The 23,265-nt window shown below is 63.4% G+C and carries 24 protein-coding genes; 17 read left to right on the top strand and 7 right to left on the bottom strand.

The features are described from left to right. The first annotated feature begins 8 nt into the window (after window positions 1-8). The gene (locus tag AC1DWA_RS15615; protein ID WP_477916803.1) at window positions 9-1,319 is read left to right on the top strand and encodes an HNH endonuclease signature motif containing protein; all 1,311 of its coding nucleotides are present in this window, start codon (window positions 9-11) and stop codon (window positions 1,317-1,319) included. Window positions 1,320-1,442: 123 nt separating this feature from the next. On the opposite strand, the gene AC1DWA_RS15610 is transcribed toward AC1DWA_RS15615, so the two are convergent. From AC1DWA_RS15610 to AC1DWA_RS15600, 3 genes are read right to left on the bottom strand one after another with little or no spacing between them, the layout of a single operon-like run. Beyond that, a complete protein-coding gene (locus tag AC1DWA_RS15610) occupies window positions 1,443-2,084 on the bottom strand; it encodes a Maf family protein (RefSeq protein WP_007731146.1) in 642 nt (213 codons plus the stop codon). Window positions 2,085-2,099: 15 nt separating this feature from the next. Beyond that, a complete protein-coding gene (locus tag AC1DWA_RS15605) occupies window positions 2,100-2,441 on the bottom strand; it encodes an acyl-CoA carboxylase subunit epsilon (protein ID WP_019747751.1) in 342 nt (113 codons plus the stop codon). Next, a complete protein-coding gene (locus tag AC1DWA_RS15600; RefSeq protein ID WP_020969200.1) occupies window positions 2,438-4,078 on the bottom strand; it encodes an acyl-CoA carboxylase subunit beta in 1,641 nt (546 codons plus the stop codon). The genes AC1DWA_RS15605 and AC1DWA_RS15600 overlap by 4 nt, the downstream gene beginning before the upstream one ends. Window positions 4,079-4,193: 115 nt before the next feature. Here AC1DWA_RS15600 and AC1DWA_RS15595 point away from each other — a divergent pair, with 115 nt between their 5' ends. The 5 genes from AC1DWA_RS15595 to AC1DWA_RS15575 all read left to right on the top strand — a co-directional run bounded on the left by AC1DWA_RS15595 (window position 4,194) and on the right by AC1DWA_RS15575 (window position 8,450). Then, complete coding sequence (locus AC1DWA_RS15595) at window positions 4,194-5,048, top strand: biotin--[acetyl-CoA-carboxylase] ligase (RefSeq protein WP_019747752.1); 855 nt, start codon at window positions 4,194-4,196, stop codon at window positions 5,046-5,048. A 118-nt stretch (window positions 5,049-5,166) separates the two neighbouring features. After that, the gene (locus AC1DWA_RS15590) at window positions 5,167-5,742 is read left to right on the top strand and encodes an HdeD family acid-resistance protein (RefSeq protein WP_046378328.1); all 576 of its coding nucleotides are present in this window, start codon (window positions 5,167-5,169) and stop codon (window positions 5,740-5,742) included. A 74-nt stretch (window positions 5,743-5,816) separates the two neighbouring features. Further along, window positions 5,817-6,383, top strand: a complete 567-nt coding sequence (locus AC1DWA_RS15585) for a PH domain-containing protein (RefSeq protein WP_021343702.1) — start codon at window positions 5,817-5,819, stop codon at window positions 6,381-6,383. A 37-nt stretch (window positions 6,384-6,420) separates the two neighbouring features. Continuing rightward, window positions 6,421-7,101 carry a response regulator transcription factor gene (locus AC1DWA_RS15580; RefSeq protein ID WP_477916801.1) on the top strand — a complete coding sequence of 227 codons (681 nt, stop codon included), beginning with the start codon at window positions 6,421-6,423 and terminating at the stop codon, window positions 7,099-7,101. Between the two features lie 26 nt (window positions 7,102-7,127). After that, complete coding sequence (locus tag AC1DWA_RS15575) at window positions 7,128-8,450, top strand: sensor histidine kinase (protein WP_019747754.1); 1,323 nt, start codon at window positions 7,128-7,130, stop codon at window positions 8,448-8,450. 26 nt (window positions 8,451-8,476) lie between these two features. Here AC1DWA_RS15575 and AC1DWA_RS15570 read toward each other — a convergent pair whose 3' ends face one another. After that, window positions 8,477-9,094, bottom strand: a complete 618-nt coding sequence (locus AC1DWA_RS15570; protein WP_021332550.1) for a GtrA family protein — start codon at window positions 9,092-9,094, stop codon at window positions 8,477-8,479. A 191-nt stretch (window positions 9,095-9,285) separates the two neighbouring features. Here AC1DWA_RS15570 and AC1DWA_RS15565 point away from each other — a divergent pair, with 191 nt between their 5' ends. The 7 genes from AC1DWA_RS15565 (at window position 9,286) to AC1DWA_RS15535 (ending at window position 16,696) form a co-directional block, all read left to right on the top strand. Beyond that, window positions 9,286-10,485, top strand: a complete 1,200-nt coding sequence (locus tag AC1DWA_RS15565; RefSeq protein WP_477846117.1) for a 5-(carboxyamino)imidazole ribonucleotide synthase — start codon at window positions 9,286-9,288, stop codon at window positions 10,483-10,485. Next, window positions 10,469-10,981: a 5-(carboxyamino)imidazole ribonucleotide mutase gene (gene purE, locus AC1DWA_RS15560; RefSeq protein ID WP_477846070.1), complete on the top strand. Its 513-nt coding sequence runs from the start codon at window positions 10,469-10,471 to the stop codon at window positions 10,979-10,981. Before AC1DWA_RS15565 ends, purE begins: the two co-directional genes overlap by 17 nt. Window positions 10,982-10,988: 7 nt before the next feature. After that, a complete protein-coding gene (locus AC1DWA_RS15555; RefSeq protein WP_019747757.1) occupies window positions 10,989-11,366 on the top strand; it encodes a hypothetical protein in 378 nt (125 codons plus the stop codon). Between the two features lie 35 nt (window positions 11,367-11,401). Then, window positions 11,402-12,589: a sensor histidine kinase gene (locus AC1DWA_RS15550; protein ID WP_019747758.1), complete on the top strand. Its 1,188-nt coding sequence runs from the start codon at window positions 11,402-11,404 to the stop codon at window positions 12,587-12,589. A 35-nt stretch (window positions 12,590-12,624) separates the two neighbouring features. Next, entirely contained in the window at window positions 12,625-13,317 is a 693-nt protein-coding gene (locus AC1DWA_RS15545) for a response regulator (RefSeq protein ID WP_019747759.1), read from the top strand. Window positions 13,318-13,451: 134 nt separating this feature from the next. Then, window positions 13,452-14,249, top strand: a complete 798-nt coding sequence (locus AC1DWA_RS15540; RefSeq protein WP_477916799.1) for an ABC transporter ATP-binding protein — start codon at window positions 13,452-13,454, stop codon at window positions 14,247-14,249. After that, window positions 14,246-16,696 (top strand): ABC transporter permease, encoded by a 2,451-nt coding sequence (locus tag AC1DWA_RS15535; RefSeq protein WP_477846069.1) that lies wholly within the window; start codon window positions 14,246-14,248, stop codon window positions 16,694-16,696. The genes AC1DWA_RS15540 and AC1DWA_RS15535 overlap by 4 nt, the downstream gene beginning before the upstream one ends. 3 nt (window positions 16,697-16,699) lie before the next feature. Here AC1DWA_RS15535 and AC1DWA_RS15530 read toward each other — a convergent pair whose 3' ends face one another. Both AC1DWA_RS15530 and AC1DWA_RS15525 read right to left on the bottom strand, forming a co-directional pair. Continuing rightward, the gene (locus tag AC1DWA_RS15530; RefSeq protein WP_477846068.1) at window positions 16,700-17,413 is read right to left on the bottom strand and encodes a TIGR03089 family protein; all 714 of its coding nucleotides are present in this window, start codon (window positions 17,411-17,413) and stop codon (window positions 16,700-16,702) included. Between the two features lie 21 nt (window positions 17,414-17,434). Beyond that, window positions 17,435-18,967: an LCP family protein gene (locus tag AC1DWA_RS15525; protein ID WP_283384865.1), complete on the bottom strand. Its 1,533-nt coding sequence runs from the start codon at window positions 18,965-18,967 to the stop codon at window positions 17,435-17,437. Between the two features lie 66 nt (window positions 18,968-19,033). Here AC1DWA_RS15525 and rfbD point away from each other — a divergent pair, with 66 nt between their 5' ends. The 4 genes from rfbD to AC1DWA_RS15505 are packed head-to-tail and all read left to right on the top strand — an operon-like array spanning window position 19,034 to window position 22,713. Next, on the top strand, window positions 19,034-19,873 hold the full coding sequence (gene rfbD / locus AC1DWA_RS15520) for a dTDP-4-dehydrorhamnose reductase (RefSeq protein ID WP_141487458.1): 840 nt from the start codon (window positions 19,034-19,036) through the stop codon (window positions 19,871-19,873). Between the two features lie 43 nt (window positions 19,874-19,916). Next, the gene (locus AC1DWA_RS15515; protein ID WP_019747765.1) at window positions 19,917-20,831 is read left to right on the top strand and encodes a glycosyltransferase family 2 protein; all 915 of its coding nucleotides are present in this window, start codon (window positions 19,917-19,919) and stop codon (window positions 20,829-20,831) included. Further along, window positions 20,828-21,910 carry a mannose-1-phosphate guanylyltransferase gene (manB, locus tag AC1DWA_RS15510; protein ID WP_019747766.1) on the top strand — a complete coding sequence of 361 codons (1,083 nt, stop codon included), beginning with the start codon at window positions 20,828-20,830 and terminating at the stop codon, window positions 21,908-21,910. Before AC1DWA_RS15515 ends, manB begins: the two co-directional genes overlap by 4 nt. Window positions 21,911-21,942: 32 nt before the next feature. Continuing rightward, on the top strand, window positions 21,943-22,713 hold the full coding sequence (locus tag AC1DWA_RS15505) for an SGNH/GDSL hydrolase family protein (RefSeq protein WP_021343710.1): 771 nt from the start codon (window positions 21,943-21,945) through the stop codon (window positions 22,711-22,713). On the opposite strand, the gene AC1DWA_RS15500 is transcribed toward AC1DWA_RS15505, so the two are convergent. Then, on the bottom strand, window positions 22,704-23,264 hold the full coding sequence (locus tag AC1DWA_RS15500; RefSeq protein ID WP_477846067.1) for an NUDIX hydrolase: 561 nt from the start codon (window positions 23,262-23,264) through the stop codon (window positions 22,704-22,706). The genes AC1DWA_RS15505 and AC1DWA_RS15500 overlap by 10 nt on opposite strands. Window position 23,265 lies beyond the last annotated feature (1 nt).

Here is a 23,265-nt window from a genome sequence, read left to right as displayed (position 1 = left end):
GGGATTCAATGAGCGTGCTGTTGTCGGATGTGGTGTCCGGTTCTGCAGTGGGGTTGCGCGGACGACTGTGGCGGTTGACGGCTTCTGAGTTGCGTGCTGCTGCGGTGTCGGCGAGTGTGGAGATTCTTCGTCTCGAGGCTGTGCGGGTGGCGGTGGTGGACGAGTTGTCGTTGCGGCCGGATGATCAGGTGATCGCCAGCCGCGGGGTGGGTTGCTGGTTGGCGGCGAACACGATGCTGCAGGTTCGGGACGGGAAGAAGATCGCCGCCCTGGGTGCGGCGCTGCGGCCGTTTCCGGCGGTGGCTGCCCGGTTCGATGTCGGGGACTGCTCGTTCGAGCATGCCGTGTTGATCGTCTCGTTCTGCGAATCACCACCGAAGGGCATGCCGGACGCCGCGTTGCCTCGCTGTATCGATTTGTTGTTGGCTGCCGCGTCCGGGGTGGAGGCGACGACCACGAAGGTCCGGAACGTGATCGCGACTTTGGAGCGAGTGTTCGAATCGGATGAGATTCCGCCCGCCGAGGATGTGGATCGGAACGAGTTGCGGATCGCGTCGACGTTGAATGGTCGGGTGGTGGTGCGCGGTGATTTCGATGCTCTCACCGGGGAAATGTTGTTGTCGGCGTTGTCGAATCTGACGATGCCGACGCCGGCACCGGAWGGAACCCCGGACTCAAGGTCGGCAGCGAAACGCACGGCGGACGGGTTCACGGAACTGATCCGCCGGTATTTGGACTGCGCGAAGACCGGTACGGATGGTGGTCAGCGGCCGCATGTGAACGTGCACATCAATGCTCGTGATTTGGCTGAGCATCGGGGTTGTGCCGCACAGTCTTCGGATTCGGGTGATGACGGCTCACTGGAGCCGGCCGATCTTGATGTCGGGCACATGTCCTGGCTCGGGCCACTCTCGGTCTCGCAGACCAGACTCCTCGGGTGTGACTGTTTCCTGTCGACTGTTCTGCTCGACGACCACGGGGCGCCGTTGGATGCGAAACCCGGAAAGCGATTAGTGTCCGCGGATCAGCGAGTGGCGTTGATCGCGAGGGACAAGGGGTGCGCGTTCCCCGGCTGCACGTGTGTACCGGCCTGGACCGACGCGCACCACATCCGGCACTGGGCCAACGGCGGCCCGACGGTGATGAACAACCTTGTCCTGCTGTGCCGTTCACATCACCGGTTGATGCACCGGAAATCCGGGTTCGTCGGGAAATGGGTGATCCGGAACGGGGTCGACAACAAACCCTGGTTCATCCCACCACCCTCGATCGACCCGCAGCAGCACCCGCGACCGGCGAACACCACCTTCAAAACCTGAGGGGCAAACCTCTTCGGCGACAACAAAAACGACCAGCTTCGCATCGGCATGAACCCGATGCGAGGCTGGTCAGTGGTGCTTGGAGAAAACGTGCGTGGAGAAAACGTGCTTGGAGAAATCGTGTCAGAAGATGCTCTGCGTGCGCCAGAGATCCGAGACGGAAACCCCGACACGCTCGAGAAGTGTTCGTACCAAAGGTAATCCGATACCGATGACACTCGAGGGATCACCCTCGATCCTCTCCACGAACCAGCCGCCGAGACTGTCGAGCGTGAATGCTCCGGCGACTTGGAGCGGTTCGCCCGTTGCCAGGTATGCCTCGAGATCTTCGGTGGACGGTTGCGCGAAATGAACCACTGTTGCGCTGTGATCCGAGGCCATGCGAACGATGCGGCCGTCGGCGACGCGTAGGACACAGTGCCCGGTCAAGAGAGTGGCGCTGCGTCCGGCCATTGCGGCCCATCGCTTTCGGGCGATGTCTACGCTGCCCGGCTTGCCTTGAAGTTGCCCGTCGATCAGGAGCATCGAATCGCACCCGACAACGACTACGTCGGTGAGATTGTCGGCGGCGAGGCCGGGAACGATCTCGGCGGCCTTGGCCTCCGCCAGCACCGTCACGACTTTTTCGGGAGCGGCGTCGGGGCCGAGGTTGTCGGCAATCTTGTCCTCGTCGACGCCGGAGACACGCACAAGCGGCGAAACCCCGGCCGCCCGCAGAACTGCGAGGCGAGCCGGGGACGCTGAAGCTAGAACCAGTTGAGTCACGTCAGCAAGTGATCGTCAGCTGCGACGGATCGCGGGGTTCAGGTACGCGTACGGCGAGAACGGCGCACGCGTGCGGTGGAACTGAGTCGGATCGCCCCAGGTCTCCGCGGGAACATTCGACTCGGGAGCCTGACCGCTGCCGGCAGCCGCGGCAAGCACGCTTACCAGTGCCGCGATCTCGACGTCGGTGGGCGAACCCTTGACGATCTTGATGACCGACGCGTCGGAGGTCGACGTCTCGGTCAGCTCCGTGAGCGAAGCGTCCGTCGCGCTTCCCTCGACGACCGCACCGTTGGTCGGTGCAGTCTCCGCCAGTGCGACATCTTCGCTGAGAATGTCCTCGGTGGTTGCGGTCATAGGGGAATGTTCCCATGCTTCTTGGGCGGAAGGGAAACGGCCTTGCGCTCGAGCAGTCGCAACGCGGAAACGATTTGTCCGCGGGTGTGCGACGGAGGAATGACAGCGTCGACGTATCCGCGCTCAGCGGCGACGTACGGGTTGACGAGGGTGTCCTCGTACTCGTTCTGCAGCTTGAGGCGCAATGCATCGACGTCTTCGCCGTTCTTCGCGGCTTCGAGAAGCTGCTTGCGGTAGACGAATCCGACAGCTCCGGATGCACCCATGACGGCGATCTGAGCGGTCGGCCATGCCAGGTTCACGTCGGCGCCCATGTGCTTGGAGCCCATGACGTCGTACGCTCCGCCGTAAGCCTTGCGGGTGATGACCGTGATCTTGCCGACCGTTGCTTCGCCGTACGCGTAGAGGAGCTTCGCGCCGCGACGGATGATGCCGTTGTATTCCTGCTCGGTTCCGGGGAGGAAACCGGGAACGTCGACGAGGGTGATGATCGGGACGTTGAACGCGTCGCAGGTACGCACGAAGCGTGCGGCCTTCTCCGAGGCGTCGATGTCGAGGCAGCCCGCGAACTGGGTGGGCTGGTTGGCGACGATGCCGACCGAGCGGCCGTCGACGCGACCGAAACCGACGATGATGTTCATCGCGCGCTCGGCCTGGACCTCGAGGAACTCGTCGTCGTCGAGGATGCGACGGATGACCTCGTGCATGTCGTACGGCTGGTTGGCCGAATCCGGGATGAGGGTGTCGAGTTCGATGTCCTCAGCGGTCAGGCTGTCTTCGATCGAACCGATGATCGGGTCGGTGATCTCGCCGCGGGGAGCTGCTGCCTGGTTGTTGGACGGCAGGTAGCTGAGCAGGTCCTTGACGTAGTCGAGGGCATCCTGCTCGCCGGAAGCGACGTAGTGGGCGACTCCGGACTTGACCATGTGGGTGCGAGCACCACCGAGGTCTTCCATCGTGACGTCTTCGCCGGTGACTGTCTTGATGACGTCGGGGCCGGTGACGAACATCTGGGAAGTCTCGTCGACCATCACGACGAAGTCGGTCAGTGCGGGGGAGTAGACGTGGCCGCCGGCGGCGGGTCCCATGATCAGTGAGATCTGGGGGATGACACCCGAGGCCTGGACGTTGCGGTGGAAGATCTCGCCGTAGAGGCCGAGCGAGACGACGCCTTCCTGAATGCGCGCGCCTGCACCTTCGTTGATGCCGACGAGGGGGCGACCGGTGCGGATCGCGAGGTCCATGACCTTGACGATCTTCTCACCGTAGATTTCGCCGAGCGATCCGCCGAAAACGGTGGCGTCCTGTGAGAAGACACAGACGTCGCGGCCGTCGATGGTGCCGTAACCGGTGACGACGCCGTCGCCGACCGGGCGGTTGTCAGCGAGACCGAAGTTCACACTTCGGTGCCGTGCCAGTGCGTCGAGTTCGACGAAGGAGCCCTCGTCGAGGAGGGCGGTGATGCGCTCGCGGGCGGTCAGCTTGCCTTTGGCGTGCACCTTGTCGATGGCGGCTTCGCCGCTCGGTGCCTGCGCCTGGGCTTGGCGATTCCGCAGGTCCGCGAGCTTTCCCGCGGTCGTGTGGATATCGGGTGCGGCCGCCGCCTCCGGCGCGTTCGGCTCTTGGACAGTGGTCATGGACGTGAGCTTAACGAGAGTGCGTGGGGGGCTTCGAAGGCAGGTCCGATTGTCGCTGTCTTGCAGGCTCAAGCTACTGACCAGTACATTCTCGCTGTCGTCATAGGCTGGGGCTATGTGGACCGACTTGAACCGACCGCCCCTCGACGGCAATGCCCTACGACGCGCACTCGTGCGCAGTGACAACGACGACGCGCGCGTTTTCTGGAACCGCCTCGACGTTGTCGAGGAGACCGGTTCGACGAACGCGGATCTCCTTGCGCGAGCGGCAGATCCGGATGCCGACCGTCACGTTCTGATCGCCGAGTATCAGGCGAGTGCCCGCGGCCGTCATTCGCGCACTTGGGTGAGTCCGCCGCAAGCGCAGATCTCGATGTCGGTTCTGCTGTCGATGCCCGGAATGAATCTCACGGACATGGGTTGGCTCCCGCTACTGTCGGGAATCGCGGTCGTCGACGCGCTGCGGAACGTGGCCGAAGTGCCCGCAGAACTCAAGTGGCCGAACGACGTTCTCATCGGTGACAAGAAGGTCGCCGGAATTCTGGCCGAGGTGGCAAGGACAGCGCCCGATCCCGCGGTGGTGGTGGGCATCGGGTTGAACGTGAGCCTGGGTGTCGAGGAGCTGCCCGTCCCGACCGCTACATCACTCCTCATCGAAGAAGCATCGACTGTCGACCGCGACACCCTCGTTCGAGCAATCGCCCGTGAGTTGGCGACGCAATTCCGTGCTTGGGAATCATCGAAATGGGATACATCTGTGTTGGCTGCCGAATACCGGCAGCGTTGCGGGACGCTGGGCAAACGAGTCCGCGCGGTCTTGCCGGGCGACAAGGAGGTGTTCGGTATCGCGACCGACGTCGACACTTCCGGCCGCGTTGTCATCGAAATCGAAGGAACAGATGGGGAGACCTTTGCGGTCGCTGCGGGTGATATCACGCACCTTCGGGCCGCCCCGGTAGCCGAATCGTGAGCCTTGCCGGATTTTCTGGCACCAAAGTGCTAATTTTTGGCCCTGGCCGGTTTTCGAACCAACCGTCCGTCCTTCATTTCATTTAACTGCGGGATTTACTGAGCTGCCTAGGGGCGTCATGACCACACCGATCGTTGTTCCGACCGAAGCCGAGACGGCCGAGAGCGCTCGCCGCGTACTCACCGGTGTGACGGTGCTGCTCGGTGTCCTCACATTGGGCCTGGGTATCGCGGTACTCGCATGGCCGGATGCCACCCTTTTCGTGGTCGCGGTGGTCATTGCGATTCAGTTGTTCGGATTCGGAATCGTCCAGATCATCCGTTCGTTCGCGGACGTGGCGGCTTCGGGTGGAACTCGGACGCTTGTCGCGATCTCCGGCGCGTTGGCAGTGCTCCTCGGATTCCTGGTTCTCCGTAGCCCTTTGCAGACGGTGGTTCTGATCGCATTGGTGATCGGTGCCTGGTGGGTATTCCGTGGCGTTCTCGATCTGGTCGACGCGGCGTCCGGGCACACCGTCGATCGCGGTCTGTCGATCGTGCTCGGAGTCATAAGCATCGTCGCGGGTGCAATCGTCCTTCTGCAGCCCGAACTCTCGCTCGACGTCTTCCGCATCGTGGTCGGCGTGTGGATGGTGCTGTACGGCATCATCATCGTCGTGACCCCGTTGGTGCTGCGAAAGATCGCGCAGCCCTGAGCGTTGCCCTGAACGTGGGTGTGCCTGAAAGTCGGTGTGCCTGAAAGTCGGTGCGGGATGGCAGACTTCCCGTCATGGGATATCCCGAAGACGCCCTCGCTCAGGACGAGGAACTGATACTGCATCGCCATCCTCATTGGAAGATGTTGGTGCTTCCGGCGCTGACGTTCGTGCTTGCGACGGCCGTCGCCGGGTTCTTGTTGGGCCTCGCACAGACGAGATTGGACGGCACGGCTCGCACCGTGTCGTCCATCGCCATCGGAATCATCTGGCTCGGTGTCGTGGCCTGGCGATCGGTTGCGCCGTTCACGGTCTGGAAGTTCACGCATTTCATCGTCACCGATCGGCGAGTGCTCATCCGCCACGGAGTGCTCACGCATACCGGTATCGACATCCCCATGGGGCGGATCAGCAATGTTCAGTTCCGCCACGGCTTGATCGATCGAATGCTCAAGACCGGAACTCTGGTCATCGCCTCTGCCAGTGACGATCCGCTCGAGTTCGACGACATTCCTGACGTCGAGCACGTTCACGCCCTGCTGTATCACCAGGTTTTCGATTCCATGCAGCAGCCACCATCGCAGCCACCGCAGCGGCCGGCGGGTGAAAACGACGACCCGAACGATCGAAATGGCTGGTAATCAACGTGCAAAGGCGTGTTGTCCGTAGTCTGTTCGTGTGACTGCCGTATTGCTAGCCGAAGACGACGAGGCCATTGCCGCACCCCTCTCCCGCGCACTGGGGCGTGAAGGGTATTCGGTGACGGTCGAACCGACCGGACCCGCTGCGTTGCAGCAGGCGCTCGAAGGTGATTTCGATCTGTTGATTCTCGATCTCGGCCTTCCGGGCATGGACGGCCTCGAGGTCTGTCGACAGATTCGTGCGCATCGCACCTCGCTCGCCGTGCTGATGTTGACCGCCAGGACCGACGAAGTCGACTTCGTGGTCGGGTTGGACGCCGGCGCCGACGACTACGTCAGCAAGCCGTTTCGTCTCGCCGAGTTGATGGCACGTGTGCGAGCACTCCTGCGTCGCCACGGTGGCCGCGAGGACACGATCGTCGAGGTCGGTGGCATCASGCTCGAGCCCGCGGCACGACGCGTACTCGTCAACGGCTCCGAAATCGCCTTGGCCAACAAGGAATACGAACTTCTGCGGGTCCTCCTCGAGCATGCCGGGGAAGTAGTATCGCGCGATACGATCCTTCGTGAGGTGTGGGGCGACGTCGAGCTTCGTGGATCGAAGACGCTCGACATGCACATGTCGTGGCTGCGCCGCAAGATCGGTGACGAGGGCCCTGCCGTGGAACGCAGAATTGCCACCGTCCGCGGTGTCGGTTTCCGAATCAACACCGACTAACTTCTCGAGAATCAGGAACTGCCGGCATGCGGCGTCGCATATTGCAGTCGATTCTCGCTGTCGTGATCATGACGGCGTTGCTGCTGGGGGTTCCGCTGATCTACACGGCGTGGCTCTGGGTGGAGGACGTGACGCGAAGTGATCTCCGGGTGCGCCTCGACCGGATGGCCGCTGAGGTCATCGCGCAAGAGGGGACGAACGGGCTCGTCGAAGGTGCGTTGAACACCGATTCGCTCAAGGTTCTCACCCCGAACGACGGGCGCCTCGTCGTCGTGTATCCGACCGTCGTCGACGGCGCTGCACGCGTCGACGTCGGTGAGGCGACGGTCAAGAACGCACTCGTCGAATCGCTCGCGATGGGAACGTCCGGCTCGTTGCGTCTCGAGGTGCCGTCGGAGAACTTGCGCACCCAGCAGAAGCAAGCGGTGATGGCCGTCGGTGTGCTCGTGCTTCTGTCCATCACGGCAGGCACCGTGGTAGCTGTGGTCACTGCACGTCGGCTTGCCGATCCGCTGCAGGATGTGGCCGACCGGGCGGCACGCCTCGCCGAAGGTGACTTCCGGCCAGATCCTCGTCGGCACGACATCCCCGAACTGGACCGCGTGTCCGACGTCCTCGACGCGGCAACTGTGGAGATTTCGGTGCGGCTGCAACGAGAGCGCGCGCTGGTTGCGGACGTCTCGCATCAACTGCGCAGTCGACTGACTGCAGTGCGGCTGCGCCTGGACGAGTTGTCCGTTCACGAAGATCCTGACGTCGTGAACGAGGCCGAGGAAGCCATGGCGCAAGTGGACAGGCTCACCGACGGAATCGACGACCTGATTCGCTCGTCGCGCACCAGTGGGTCATCGGCGAGTCTGGTGTCGGTAGTCGGCGAGCTGGAACAGGTGACCCGCGACTGGCAGGCTCAGTTCGACGGAGAGGGACGCAGGCTCCGCCTACGCGGCGATCGCGCGGTGATGGCCGCGACCACAGGTTCGCGTCTGCGTGAAGCTGTTTCCGTGCTGGTCGACAATTCGTTCGAACACGGTGAAGGTACGTGCACGGTGTCTGTCCGATTGATCGACGGTACCGGTCGCAGTTCGTCTCGTCGTGACTCAATGGTGTGCGTCGAGGTCACCGACGAAGGCTCCGGCGTGGAGAACGATCTTGCACCGCACATCTTCGACAGAGGATTTTCGGGGGCCGGGTCCACCGGCGTCGGGTTGGCGCTCGCACGTGCACTGATCGAGGCCGACGGGGGCCGACTGGAACTGCAGAGGCGTAAGCCTGCCTTGTTCGCGGTCTTCCTGCCGGTGGCCAACACTGCGCCGACCGCGGACGTCGTTCCGCACCGCGAACCGCGCTGACCGAAAGGCTCGCGCAGACGGAAAACTCAGGAGTGCCCGAGCTCCTCTTCGGCATCAGGAATGACCGGGTCAGGCGCTGTGGTTTCGGATAACGCTGTGGTTTCGGATAACGCTGTGGTTTCGGACAATCCTGTGGTGTCGGACAGTTCGAGCGGTTCCGGATTCTCGTCGGGAAACACGAACTTGCGGAAGGCCCAGAATCGGAACGCCATCTGCAGCAGGTTGCCGATGACGTACGCACTGATGAAGTCGGCAATGTTCTCCGTCGCCAAGCTGACTTCGGGTACGCGCAGGTTGAAGACGTAACTGGAGATGTAGAGCGGGATGAAGCTGATGACGACGCCGATGGCGCTGATGATGAAGAACAGCGCAGCTTCGTGCGCTGGCTCACGGCCACCACGGTTCTTGAACGACCACTCGCGGTTGAGAATGTACGACGCGATCACCGCGACGACGCCGGCGATGATCTTGGCCGTGATCGGCTTGGATTCGAGGATCGACAGCTTGAGTGTGTAGAAGATGCCCGAGTCGATCAGGAAGGTCGTTCCGCCGACGATCGCGAATTTGATCAGCTCGCTGTGACGCAGAGCGATGTCACGAAACGGTTGGGGTATGCGGGCAATGACCCCGTCGACAAATGGCACAACAGATGAGTTTACGAAACGAAACCGCGTTACCACCAATTTGCCGCGGATTCATCAGCAGAATCACAGATTGGGAACGCTGAATGAACGGGCGAACGCGGCACATGACAACATAGAGAGCCGTGACCGGCAACAACGATCCCGCGCAGATCCCCGCCCGCCCGACCACCCCTCGACCGGCAAAAGCATCCATGCCCGTCGTCACCATGATCGGTGGCGGACAGTTGGCCAGGATGACTCACCAGGCGGCGGTGGCCCTGGGCCAGACGCTCCGAGTGCTCTCCGGGACTGCGGACGAGCCGGCAGCTCAGGTCAGCCCCGATGTCGTGCTCGGTAGCCACACCGACCTCGACGCTCTTCGCCGCGCAGCGGTCGGTTCCAACGCGTTGACGTTCGACCACGAGCACGTGCCGACCGAACATCTCGAGGTTCTTGTTGCCGAAGGCGTGAACGTTCAGCCTCCGCCGCAGGCTCTGATCTTCGCTCAGGACAAATTGCTGATGCGTCGCAAACTTGCCGAACTGGGCGCACCTGTACCCGCGTACGCCGAAGTGACGTGGGCGGAAGACGTCGTGCGTTTCGGTGCCGAACACGGTTGGCCGCTTGTCATCAAGGCAACCCGCGGAGGCTACGACGGCCGGGGCGTCTGGATCACCGATGATCAGGACGAAGCAGAAGCCATTGTCACCGAGCAGCTGGACAAGGGTGTTCCGCTGATCGTCGAGGAAATGGTCTCGATGCGTCGGGAACTGTCTGCCATGGTTGCGCGGTCGCCGTTCGGACAGGGCGCTACGTGGCCGGTCGTAGAGACCGTTCAGCGCAACGGCCAGTGCGCCGTCGTGATCGCACCTGCCCCCGTCCTTTCGAGTGCCGTTGCCGAGGAAGCCGAACAATTGGCGCTACGCATCGCTTCCGAGTTGGGTGTCGTCGGCTCGATGGCCGTCGAACTCTTCGAGACGACTGACGGCACTCTCGTGGTCAACGAGCTGGCAATGCGCCCGCACAACTCCGGTCACTGGACGATGGACGGCGCACGCACCTCTCAGTTCGAACAGCATCTGCGTGCCGTTCTCGACTACCCGCTCGGCGACACCGCGCCGATCGCGCCGGTCACGGTCATGGCAAACGTTCTGGGTGCACCGGAAGCGCCCGAGATGACGATGGACGAGCGTGTCCATCACCTCTTCGCGCGGATGCCCGATGCGAAGATCCACCTGTACGGCAAGGGTGAGCGCAAGGATCGCAAGATCGGCCACGTCAACATCGTCGGCGGCGCCGGATCCATCGACGATCCGAATTACGTTGCCGCAGTTCGGGAACGCGCCGAGCGCGCAGCACATTGGCTTTCGTATGCAGTTTGGACCGACGGATGGGATGTACACGGTGAGTGAGAGCGCGCAGGTCGGCCTGATCATGGGCAGCGATTCGGATTGGCCGACCATGGAAGCTGCAGCCGAAGCTCTGGCCGAGTTCGGTGTCCGCTTCGAGGTCGGTGTCGTCTCGGCGCACCGCACGCCTCAGCGGATGCTCGACTACGCCAAGGACGCCGCCGGCCGCGGAATCAAGGTCATCATCGCCGGTGCCGGTGGCGCCGCGCATCTCCCGGGCATGGTTGCCTCGGCTACGCCGTTGCCGGTCATCGGTGTTCCGGTGCCGCTCAAGTACCTCGACGGTATGGATTCACTCCTCTCGATCGTGCAGATGCCGGCCGGCGTCCCGGTGGCGACGGTCTCGATCGGCGGCGCTCGCAACGCCGGTCTGTTGGCTGCTCGGATCCTCGGCGCTTCGGATCCCGCACTGCAGCAGCGGATGGTGGCTTTCCAGGAGAGCCTGGAGGCGATGGTGCTCGACAAGGACAAGGCGCTCCGCGAGAAACTGCTGGGCTGATCTTCTCGTGTGTGCACGGCGTGGGCTGCCGCTGATCCGAGCGAGTCGGGGCAGCGCGCAGTCCGCATTCGTCACTCGCGTCGCGCTGTTCTACGCCGGGATTCTCGGCGCGGACATCCGCTTCGACAACGAGTCCGGGATCTTTGTCGCTTCCGGGCTGCGCGGCGGGTTCGCCAGAGGCGGAACAACTCTCGGTGGTGTGTACCTCACCCGGCGAAACACGACTCGATCCGTCCTTCGCCACGAGGCAGTTCACGCGGACCAATGGGCCAGGTACGGAATCGTATTCGGGCTGCTGTACCTGCGTGAGGAGTTGCGTCATCGCGGTCCGCGGAACCGATTCGAAATCGAGGCCGGTCTCGAAGACGGCGGTTACCGCACCTGAGTGAAAGCTCGTGAGTAAAAGCTACTCTTGGCGGCATGGCTCGTTTTCCGACTAGTGAACGCTTCGTCCGCTGGAGCGCGGAACATGCTCGCGGTGTGGACATCTGCATTGCGACGGTTGCCGCACTGTTCAGCGTTGTCGTTGCGGTCGAGGCGAGTCCGCTGGCGGTGTTCGTCTCGCTGGGTATGACCGTTCCGTTGGCATGGCGACGCTCACGCCCCGAACTCTCCGGCATGGTGATCGCTGGGTTCGCAGTTCTACACGTGATCTTCATCGGCAACACACTGCTCGCATCGGCCGTTGTCGTGCCCATCTCCCTGTACGCGCTGGCCGCCTATGGCGCTCGGTGGAGTTCGCTCACCGGCCTGGTGCTCGCGTTGCTCGGCTCGATTGCCGGAACTGTTCGATACTTCGGCTACGACGGAATCCCGGTGTCTTCGCAGGTCATGCAGTCCGTGGCCGTCATGATCTTCATGCTCGCGGTCTGGGCGTTCGGTGATTTGCGTCGAGTTCGCACCAAACAATTGGAAGGTCTGACCGAGCGCGCACGGTTGCTCGAACTCGAGCGTGCGCAGGAAGCGGAAATCGCCACGATCAGCGAACGCTCGAGGATTGCGCGCGAGATGCACGACATCGTCGCGCATTCGTTGACCGTTGTCATCGCTCAGGCCGACGGCGGACGTTACAGCGCGGCCAAGGATCCTCAGGCTGCAATTCAGGCGCTCGAAACCATTGCCTCCACCGGTCGCCAAGCGTTGACCGACATGCGATCGCTTCTGTCCGTCCTGCGTGAGGACACGCCCCGGGATTTCTCGGTGATCCCGGGCGCCGGCGATATCGACAGTCTCTTCCACGAGTTACGCAGCAGCGGACTCGACATCGCCGTCAGTGTGACCGGTGAACCACGCGAACTCTCTGCGGGTGCGGGCTTGACGGCGTATCGCATCGTCCAGGAATCGCTGACGAACGTTCTCAAACATGCGGGGCCAGGAGCACAGGCGAGCGTCGAGATGACTTGGGCTGAAACCGAACTCGTTCTCGGCATCACCGACGACGGACGAGGCGGCAGCGCCGCGCTGGTCGAATCGTCACCAGGCGGACAGGGACTGATCGGAATGGCCGAGCGCGCCAAGCTGCACGGAGGCAAAGTAACCGCCGGGCCGAAATCAGGCGGCGGATACAGTGTCCGGGCCGTCCTGCCGTATGAACGAACGTCTGGGTAGGTCTTGAAACGTCTGAAGGTCTTAAGGTGAGTGGCATGGACGAACACGTGGCTCCGATCGCAGTGGCACTGATCGACGATCAGCAGCTGGTCCGCGCAGGTTTTCGAATGGTCATCGACTCGCAGCCGGATCTGTCCGTGGTGGTCGAGGCTTCGGACGGTCAGCAGGCATTGACCGAGTTGGCGGCCCGTCATGTCGACGTCGTCCTGATGGATGTCCAGATGCCGAAGATGGACGGCATCGAGGCGACCCGTCGGCTCCTGGCCGACCCCGATGCGCCGAAGGTCGTGGTGCTCACCACCTTCGACAACGACGAGTACGTGATGTCGGCAATCAGGGCGGGCGCCAGCGGCTTCCTGCTCAAGGACGTGCCACCGGAACAGTTGCTCGACGCCATCCGCACCGTGCATCGCGGGGACGCGGTGATCGAAGCTCGGGCCACTCGGCGACTGCTTCAGCACGTCGGACCTCTCCTGGAAGGTTCGGCGCCCGAATCGCAGTTGCCCGAAGAGCTGACACCGCGCGAGGTCGAGGTGCTCGAGGCCATGGCGTACGGGCTGTCGAATTCGGAGATCGCCGCAAAATTCCACGTCTCCGAAACGACAGTGAAAACCCATGTCGGACGGGTTCTTTCGAAGACTCATTCACGTGATCGTGTGCAGGCCGTCGTCTTTGCCTTCCAGATCGGACTTGTCCGGCGCGCAGATCTCCTCGGCACCGAGGGCTGACGCGCAGCCCTGTTCAGTCCTACCCCGGGATGACACCGGGCTCTCCAAGATCGCCCCGCGCTCCGACGCGGAGACCACTTGCGCTGCAATAACGTCGATTCCGTCATAGCGAGAAGCTTTACGGAGGGCAAAAAATGCATGCGCACACCACGACGGAACCAGCCGCAGTGCCGGCGATCACTGCCCGCGGTGTCACCAAGGTGTACGGCACCGGTGAGACCACGGTTCACGCGCTCGGCGGGGTCGACGTGGACTTCGGTCGTGAGCGGTTCACCGCGATCATGGGCCCGTCCGGCTCCGGAAAGTCGACGCTCATGCACTGTCTGGCCGGGCTCGACACGGTTTCGGGCGGACAGGTTTTCCTGGGCGAYACCGAAGTCACGAAACTCGGCGACACGGAACTCACCGAACTTCGACGCGAGCGAATCGGATTCGTCTTCCAAGCGTTCAACCTGCTGCCGGTGCTCACTGCTCGGGAGAACATGCTGCTGCCGATGAAGCTGGCGGGTAGTGAACCCTCGCCCGAGTGGATGGACGAGGTGATCGGGAAACTGGGCCTGTCGAAGCGCCTCGACCACCTGCCGCACGAGTTGTCCGGTGGTCAGCAGCAGCGTGTAGCTGTCGCCCGCGCACTACTGCCGCAGCCCGACGTGATTTTTGCCGACGAGCCCACGGGAAATTTGGATTCCCGTTCCGGGACCGAGGTTCTGGGCCTCTTGCGCACCAGTGTTCGGGAGACCGGTCAGACGGTTGTCATGGTGACACACGATCCGGTGGCGGCGTCGTATGCGGACCGAGTCGTGKTGATCGCGGACGGGCGTATTGCCGGAGAGATCGACCATCCCACCGTCGACTCGGTGATCGGTGCCATGCGAGCACTCGGTGCCGACGACCTGGCTGATGTTCCTGCAGTTTCGGGTGCACTGCGATGAGGGGTCTGGCTTTTGCCCAGGCGCGGGCACATGCCGGGCGTTATGTGGCTTCGATACTCGCCGTGGTGATCGCAGTCGGATACATCGTCGCGACTTTGACATTGAGCTCGACGGTCGATGCGAGTGTGAGTAAATCACTTGCGACGCAATACGAAACCACGGATGTCGTCGCCTCCGGTCCAGGCGTGACGGAAGCACTGCTGAGTGCGGTGCCGGGCGTCTCGGCAGTCGCCGACGACGTGTCGACGTATGTTCGTGTCGACTCCGAGGCAAAGGGCGCGTCCTACGGGGATGCTCTCTCGATCGCCGACAATCCCGAATTGCGTTGGGAGAACTTGTCGGAGGGTTCGCTTCCGGCCGGTCTGGGGCAGGTGTTGGTGAGCGCGGACTCCGGGATACCGACGGGTGCCCGAATCACTGTCACGGCAAGGGATTCGACGGTCGGTGCCGCTGCGCCCACCGCGCAGGTGGTCGGACTGGTCGATCTCTCCGGTTCGGCGCAACGACTGGGCGGGATCAAGATATTCACCACCGCCGAGCAGGTGAGCGCGTGGGCCGGGGACAGCGCCAAACGTGAGTTCCGTGTCGCCGGTGACGGTTCGCGCTCTCAGCAACAACTCGTGGATTCGATCGCGAGCGCGTTGCCCGCGGACTCCACCGTGTTGACAGGAGAAGAAGCCACCGACAACGCGGCAGCGGAATACATGGGTGGCACCAAGATCCTCAGCACGGTGTTGCTCGCCTTCGGTGCCATTGCCGTTGTTGTTGCCGCGCTGGTGATCGCCAATACGTTTGCCGTTCTGCTCGCCGCGCGCACTCAGGAACTCGCGTTGCTGCGATGCGTCGGCGCCACAGCCAAACAGGTTCGCCGGAGCATTCGCAGCGAAGCCGCTGCGGTCGGCGTGATCGCCTCGGTGATCGGCGTCGGACTCGGTGTCGGACTTGCCTGGGCGATCGGTCGCGTAACAACGGCCGCAGATGTGCCGGTGCCTCTTTCGTCACTGAGCGTCACCCCGGTGACCGTGCTGGTCGGTCTTGCCGTCGGCATCGTGATGACGATGCTCGCTGCATCTGCGCCCGGGCGGGCGGCAACGAGGCTCTCCCCGCTGGCGGCACTGCAGCCGATGGAGTCCAAGCCCGAGAGCGTTCAGGTGTCGGTCGTGCGCCGGGTTCTGGGCGTCGTGATACTGCTCGCGGGCATCGCGATGACCGTCCTGGGAGTGACGAATCAGCAGGTGCCGGCGGCGACTGCCGGTGGACTCTTTTCGTTCCTGGGGATCGCAGCACTGTCCGGGCGAATCGTGCCCGCGCTGATCAATGCCGCCGGCGGAGTGCTGGCGAGACTGATCGGTCCGGTGGGAAGCCTGGCAGCAGGCAACGCCGGTCGGAACCCACGCCGGACCTCGGCGACAGCCACGGCCCTGTTGATCGGTGTGGCCTTGACGAGCACGCTCGTCGTGGGAATCGCGACGGTCAAGGAAGCCGCACCCGCGGCGATGGACAGTCAATTCCCCGTCGACGTCATGGTGAGCAGTTCCGGTTCGGCACCGCTTCCCGCAGGGTTGGGCACAGACATCGCCGCGGTCAACGGCGTCGGCGCGGTGAGCGGTCTGGACAAGGCCGAACTGACGATCGACGGGCGCGGTTCGTTGGCCGGATTCGGCGTCGACGCTGCTCGGGTGAAAGATGTTCTGCGTACCGAGATCTCGGTACCCGCGGCCGGTCAGTTGGTGCTCTCGCCCGCTGACCTGACCGAATACAAACTCTCGGCGGGCGAGACGGCAACGGTGCGCGGAGATCGTGGAGCTGTCAACGTCAGCGTGATCGAAGGTGTGAAAGGTCAACCAGCGCTGTTGGATCGAGGCGATCTGGGTGCAGCGGCCACCACGCCGACCACCGATTCCTACTGGGTCAGGTTGGGGACGGACACCGACGAAGAGGCGCTCGCTGCCACCGACCGCATCACCGAACTGGCACGCCAGGAAGCTCCGGGCAGCGATGTTCAAGGAATGACCGAAATGCGCTCGGCTCTCGATTCGATCCTCGACACCATGCTCATGGTGGTTGCCGGGTTGCTGTCGGTAGCGGTGTTGATCGCTCTGATCGGGGTGGGAAACACCATGGCACTGTCGGTTCTCGAACGGCGCCGCGAATCCGGACTGCTTCGCGCACTCGGACTGACCAAGAAGGGAATTCGAGCCATGTTGATCTGGGAAGCACTGCTGGTGGCAGGAGTCGCATCGGTGATCGGAGTGCTGTTCGGGATGGTGTTCGGTGTAGCCGGTACCGCATCGGTGTTCGGGATCGAGGACGTCGCCCTCAGCGCAGTGCCGTGGGCGCAATTGGTAGCCATCGTGTTGATCGGCGGAATCTGCGGTGTGATCGCGTCACTGCTCCCCGCTAGGCGGGCGGGGCTGGTGTCACCGGTGACAGCTCTCGCGAGCTAGCGTTCAGAACTGCTTCGTGACCTTCTCGGTGCCCACTCGGCGCGCGGTAGCTTCCGCGTCCGGGTGGGCTACCTGCACGAGTGAGGCGCCCGCGGCGAGAACGGCCAGAAGCCCGTCGATCAATTCGTCTGCCGTGTCCCACGTGCGGCTGGAGAGGACACGATCCGTCGACGCCAATTCGACGTTCTTCGACGATGCCCGTGCGGCGTCGATCGTGTCCACTACGGACCGGCCTTCCAGCGCCGAACCGGCTCCGGCGCTACGGAACTGGTCGCCGTGGACACGAATGGAGGTTGCGTAGTCGGCGACGCCGAGCGGAAGATCGCTCAAACCTTTGCCGAACGCGTCGAGTGAGAGTGCGGCTACTTCCGGTACGTCCGCAACATCGTCCAGGCGGTCGGCAGTGACAAAAGCCAGTTCGGCGTCGGCGTCGGGGGAGAGGACGACCTCACCGCCTGCCCACCACACACCCAGCAAGACGGCGACGCTCTGCCAGTGTGCGGGAAGCAGCACGGCAACTTTGCCACCGGGCTCGAGGGCGAACTCGTCCCGAACCATGTTCGCTGTCTTTGCCGCCCAGTTGGCCAGAGTGCTCGCAGACAATTCGATGCGCTCGCCGGTGGCGTCGTCGTAGTAGGTCACGCGAGGGCCGGCCGGGTCGGCAGCCAGGATCGGTCCGAGGAGGGCGTCGGTCAGGTTGTCTACAGGCGAAGGCACGTAATCAGCTTACGCAGCCGTTCAGTTAACACAGCGGGGACCGTTGGAGGCTGCATCGATCGGGGGACCGGGCGGTGCCGGGGTTGGGCTGGTCTCGGTGGTGCTCGCCGATTCAGTCGTGGTCGCTGCGCCTTCGGACGGGGATACCGCGTCCGCGGATTGCGGTCCGCTGTAGTCCTCGGCAATGACAACCCGAACCTTGCCCGAGGACAATGACGAATCCGCCTTGACCGTCAGACCGCCGAGTGCCTCGGCCACCGCGAGTGCAGCGTCGTCGTCCGCGGACTTTGCGAACACCGTCGATTCGGAGACGTCGGAGCCGGTGTTGTTGCCGACCTGACCCTGCTTGTACCCGAGGGCACTCAACGCCTCGGAAACCCCGCTGGCCAACCCCGCGATGTCGCTGGCGTTAGCGACGTCGACCGTGATCGAGGACGCATTCACGGTGGTCGGTGCCTCGGAGGTCTCCTCCGAGTCCTCGCTGTCGGCGCCGACCAATCCGGCGATGTACTTCTTGACGGCCTTGGGATCGACCTTGACGATGGACTCGCCGTAATCGGTCATGCCGTTGATGTCGAGAACGGGAATGGTCTCGAATTGCACCTTTCCGCCGGCCAGATTCTGCAACTGCTTGGCGAATTCGATGATGTCCCAGTCGTCGTCGATGACGACGGAACGCTGAACGGCCGAGGTCAACTGACTGAGCTTGCCCGGGTCACTGAGGGTTTTTGCGCTGAGTACCTTACTGACGAGGGACGCCATGAACACCTGCTGGCGCACGATCCGGTCCAGGTCGCCGCGAGGAAGGTCGTGTCGTTGTCGCACGAAGCTCAGCGCGTCGGCGCCGTCGAGTGTCTGTTTCCCGGCTGCGAAGTTGGCTCCGGACATCGGTTCGTCGACTGGCGCGTTGAGGCAGACGTCGACTCCGCCCACTGCGTTGGTCAGCAGGACGAATCCGAGTAGACCGACTTCGGCGTAGTGATCGACGGTGATGCCGGTCAGATTTCCTACCGCTCCGATGAGCGCGGTCCGGCCGGCTTCCGTCGACTTCTTGTCTGCGTCGCTGTCGGACGACCCGTTGTTGACCAACTTCAGTCGCTCGGTTTCCTTGGTGGCACCGAACGCGGCGTTGATCTTCGACATACCGATACCGGGGACGTTGACGTACGCGTCTCGGGGAATCGAGATCGCGGTTGCCGAACTGCCGTCGTTGGGGACGCGGATCAAGATGATGGTGTCGGTGTTGGACGCAACTTCCTCACCAGCGCGCAACGAGTCGAGCTCGCTTTGTGAAAGCGGGTTGCCGTGTGCGTCGGTGCGACTGTCGGTTCCCACCATCAGAATATCGATGGCTCCGTCCTTGCCCCCACCGAGGCCGAGTCCGCTTGCAGTGGCAAGGCTGTTTCTCAACGAGTCCACACCTCGCCATGCGAACCCGGTGACCAGCAGTACGAGCACGGAGAGCACCGCGACCGCTATGCGAGCCGGGCTCGTCTTGGTCCGAATCGGCGCAGGTCGTGGACGCGCGCGGCGCTGCGGTTGCTGGTGGGACACCCCTTCAGGTTACTGGTCCGATGCTCGGCCGCGGGTACCTCGACGCGGCGTGCCAGACTCAACCATGTGACGAATATCCTGCTCACCGGCGCCCGAGGGCAGCTCGGAACACGTATCGATGCTCTCGCAACGTCGGCGGGTCACACTGTGACGGCCGTCGGTTCCCGCGAGCTCGACATCACAGACAGCCGCGCGGTCGACGACTTCGTCTCGCCCGATTCGGTGCTGATCAACTGCGCTGCGTACACGGCGGTCGACGCCGCCGAGACCGACCAGGAGGCAGCGAGGGCGGTCAACGAGATCGGACCGCTGAATCTCGCGCGAGCGTGTGCGCGGGCCGGTTCGCGGTTGATCCACGTTTCGACGGACTACGTCTTTCCGGGTGACGCGAGCACTCCATACGACGTCGATGCACCGACCGGTCCCGCGACGGTCTACGGCCGAACCAAGCTGGACGGCGAGATCGCAGTACGAGAGTCGGGCGCCGACGTGGCCGTTGTCCGTACCGCGTGGGTGTATTCGGGTGTCGGTACGGATTTTGTCGCCACGATGCGCAGGCTCGAAGCCGAACGAGAATTCGTGAACGTCGTGGACGACCAGATCGGGTCACCCACGTACAGCGTCGATCTGGCCGGCGGCATCGTCGAACTTGCGCTGCGGGACTTCACGAGTGCGTCGACGTTCCACCTGACCAACGGCGGGCAAGCCAGTTGGTACGAGTTGGCGCGAGCGGTGTTCGAGGAGATCGGAGCAGACCCGGCGCGGGTGCGCCCGTGCAGCAGCGCGGACTTCGTGCGCCCTGCGCCCCGCCCGGCATATTCGGTTTTGTCCGAGCGCGCGTGGGTTACCGCGGGAATGACGCCGCTGCGTCCGTGGCGAGAGGCTTTGCACGCCGCTCTGGCGTGAGCATTGTTCGGGGCAGTGCCCGTGGGCGGCTAGGCTGACCGGCGTGAGTCCCAAGCTGGCCGTGGTAACGGTGACGTACTCCCCAGGCGAGCATCTCGAGAATTTCTTGAGCACGCTCGCCGCGGCGACGACAGAAAAACCCCAGGTCATCATGGCCGACAACGGGTCGACCGATGGTGCGCCGGAGGCGGCGGATGCCAAGTACGAGCATGTTCGTCTGCTTCGTACAGGGGGAAACATCGGCTACGGCGGAGCGATAAATCGGGCTGTGGCGGAGATCGATTCGTCGATCGAATTTGTCGTGATTTCCAATCCTGACGTCCAATGGGCACCCGGTTCACTCGACGAATTGGTCGCTGCGGCAAATCGGTGGCCAAGGGCCGGTGCACTGGGGCCGAAGGTCCTCGAACCGGACGGCAGCGTCTATCCGTCGGCACGAACGGTGCCCGACATCACCTCGGGCGTCGGGCACGCATTGCTCGGCACCGTGTGGCCGAAGAACCCGTGGACTGCCCGTTACCGTCAGGAGAACGAGGCCGTCACCGAGCGCTCCGTCGGTTGGCTTTCCGGGTCGTGCCTGTTGGTCCGACGTGATGCCTTCGACGCCATCTCCGGGTTCGACTCGCGATACTTCATGTACATGGAGGACGTCGATTTCGGTGATCGCCTCGGAAAAGCCGGGTGGCTCAATGTCTTTGTTCCCTCCGCTGTCGTGACCCATGCCAAAGGCCATGCGGCAGGCCGGCATCCGGAACTGATGCTGCCCGCTCATCATCGCAGCGCATACCAGTTCCAGGCTGATCGTCATCCGCACTGGTGGCAGGCTCCGCTGCGACTTGCCTTGCGCGGTGGCCTGGCCGTGCGGTCCAAGATCGCCGTAGCTTCTGCTGTTCGCGAGCGCGCTCGCACCGACGACTCGACCGACAACCCATCAGTTTCGAACCACGGGGGAAAATGATGTCCGATCCGAATCCGACCGACGCCGTAATCCTGGTAGGCGGCAAGGGCACTCGGCTGCGTCCGTTGACGCTGTCGGCGCCCAAGCCGATGCTTCCGACCGCCGGCCTTCCGTTCCTGACGCATCTGCTTGCCAGGATCGAGGCTGCCGGTATCAAGCACGTGGTGCTCGGAACATCTTTCAAGGCAGAGGTATTCGAGGACTACTTCGGCGACGGCTCCAAGATGGGGCTCGAGATCGACTACGTCTTCGAGACCGAGCCGCTGGGCACCGGTGGCGGAATCCGCAACGTACTCCCGAAGTTGCGCGGCGACAACGTCATGGTGTTCAACGGTGACGTGCTCGGTGGCACCGACCTGAACGCCATTCTCGAGACCCACGAGAAGACGGACGCCGACGTGACCCTTCACCTGGTTCGTGTGGGAGACCCGCGTGCATTCGGTTGTGTTCCGACCGACGAGGACGGACGAGTCTCGGCATTCCTGGAGAAGACCCAGGATCCGCCGACGGATCAGATCAACGCCGGCTGCTACGTCTTCAAGCGCGAGATCATCGAACAGATCCCGGAGGGACGACCGGTATCGGTCGAGCGCGAGGTGTTCCCGAATCTCCTGGCCGAGGGCAAGCGGGTGTTCGGCCACGTCGACTCGTCGTACTGGCGCGACATGGGAACCCCCGAGGACTTCGTTCGCGGTTCCGCCGACCTGGTGCGGGGCATCGCGCCTTCGCCCGCTCTCGAAGGTCCGCGCGGCGAGTCGCTCGTTCACCCCGGGGCGGGAATTGCACCTGGCGCCGTCCTGATCGGCGGCACGGTTGTCGGCCGTGGCGCAGAAGTCGGCGCAGGTGCGCGCCTTGACGGTGCGATTCTATTCGACGGCGCCGTTGTGGAAGCCGGTGCGGTAGTCGAACGATCGATCCTCGGATTCGGCGTCCGTATCGGACCACGAGCGCTGGTCCGCGACGCCGTCATCGGAGACGGCGCGGACATCGGTGCGCGGTGCGAATTGTTGCGCGGCGCACGTGTGTGGCCGGGGGTGACGCTGCCGGACGGTGGCGTGCGCTTCAGCACAGATGTGTGATCGTTAGCTGACCTACTGGAATACTGGCGGGTATGACTTCTCTTCCGAGCCGTTACGTTGCCCTCGGTGACTCGTTCACCGAGGGCGTCGGCGACGCCGACGAACGATTCCCCAACGGTCTGCGCGGGTGGGCAGACCGAGTGGCCGAGCAGCTGGCGGTGAACAACCCCGAGTTCCGCTATGCCAACCTGGCGATTCGTGGTCGCTTACTCGGGCCGATCATCGACGAGCAGTTGGAACCCGCTCTGGCGTTGAAGCCCGATCTGGTGACCGTCTACGCCGGCGGAAACGACATGATGCGTCCGAAGCTCGACATCGACGCGATGGTCGCCCGCTACGATTCGGCAATCGGCCAGCTCACTGCTTCCGGTGCGCGGGTTCTCATGTTCACCGCGTACGACACCGGATGGTCCGCCTTCTTCGGCAAGCTCCGCGGACGCCTGGCGATTTACAACGAGCTCGTTCGCGAGGTAGCGGACCGCCACGGCGCGACCCTCGTCGACTTCTGGCGATTCTCCGAATATCAGGACCTACGGATGTGGGACTGGGATCGCCTCCACATGTCGCCCGCCGGGCACGAGAACATGGCGACGCGGGTGCTCGACGTACTGGGCGTCGACCACGGATTGATCGCGCCCGACCTCGGGCCTGCGCCGGTTCTCACGAAAGCGGAAACTCGTCGCGAGGATCGTCAATGGGCGCGAGAGTTCTTGGTGCCGTGGGTAGCTCGGCGCGTGAAGGGAACATCTTCGGGCGACGGCGTGAGCGCCAAGCAACCCGAGCTGTCTCCGATTCAGTCCTGATTCTTGCGCTGATGGGCGAGCGCTACCAGGTGGTCGATGGTCTCGCGTTCGGCAGTCGGCGGTAGCGCGTCCACCGGCCACCACCGGAGGTCGGTGGACTCCGCGCTGCGGACGATATGTGAATTGTCCGGCGCCACAACAAGAAACCGTAGATCGAGATGTCTGGTCGGGACCCCGAGTGAGCACGTGATCGGATGTGTGTGGGCGGAGAGTAGGTCCGCGTCTATCCGAACGTCGTGAATTCCGGACTCCTCACGAGCCTCCCGCAATGCCGCATCGAGTACCGTCTCGTCGTCGGGCTCGCAGTGACCTCCGAGCTGAATCCACCTGCCCACCTTGGGATGCAGGGTCAGTAAGACGTGGCAGCCACTCTCGTCGAGAACCAGAGACGACGCGGTGATGTGTCCTGGGGCATGGCGACGAAGGCAGCCGTCCGGAGCCGAATCGAGGAACGCGAGCATCGTGTGCCGCAGTGACTCGTCCGCTTCGGAGGACGTCGACCAGCCCCCCAGGACGCCCTTGGCGGAGGCGTGCAGCGATTCGGCTGACATG

The organism is Rhodococcus sp. P4_F3_2 (assembly GCF_056401335.1).
Note: the sequence above shows the minus strand (reverse complement) of the source record. Positions and strands in the feature narration are given on the sequence as shown.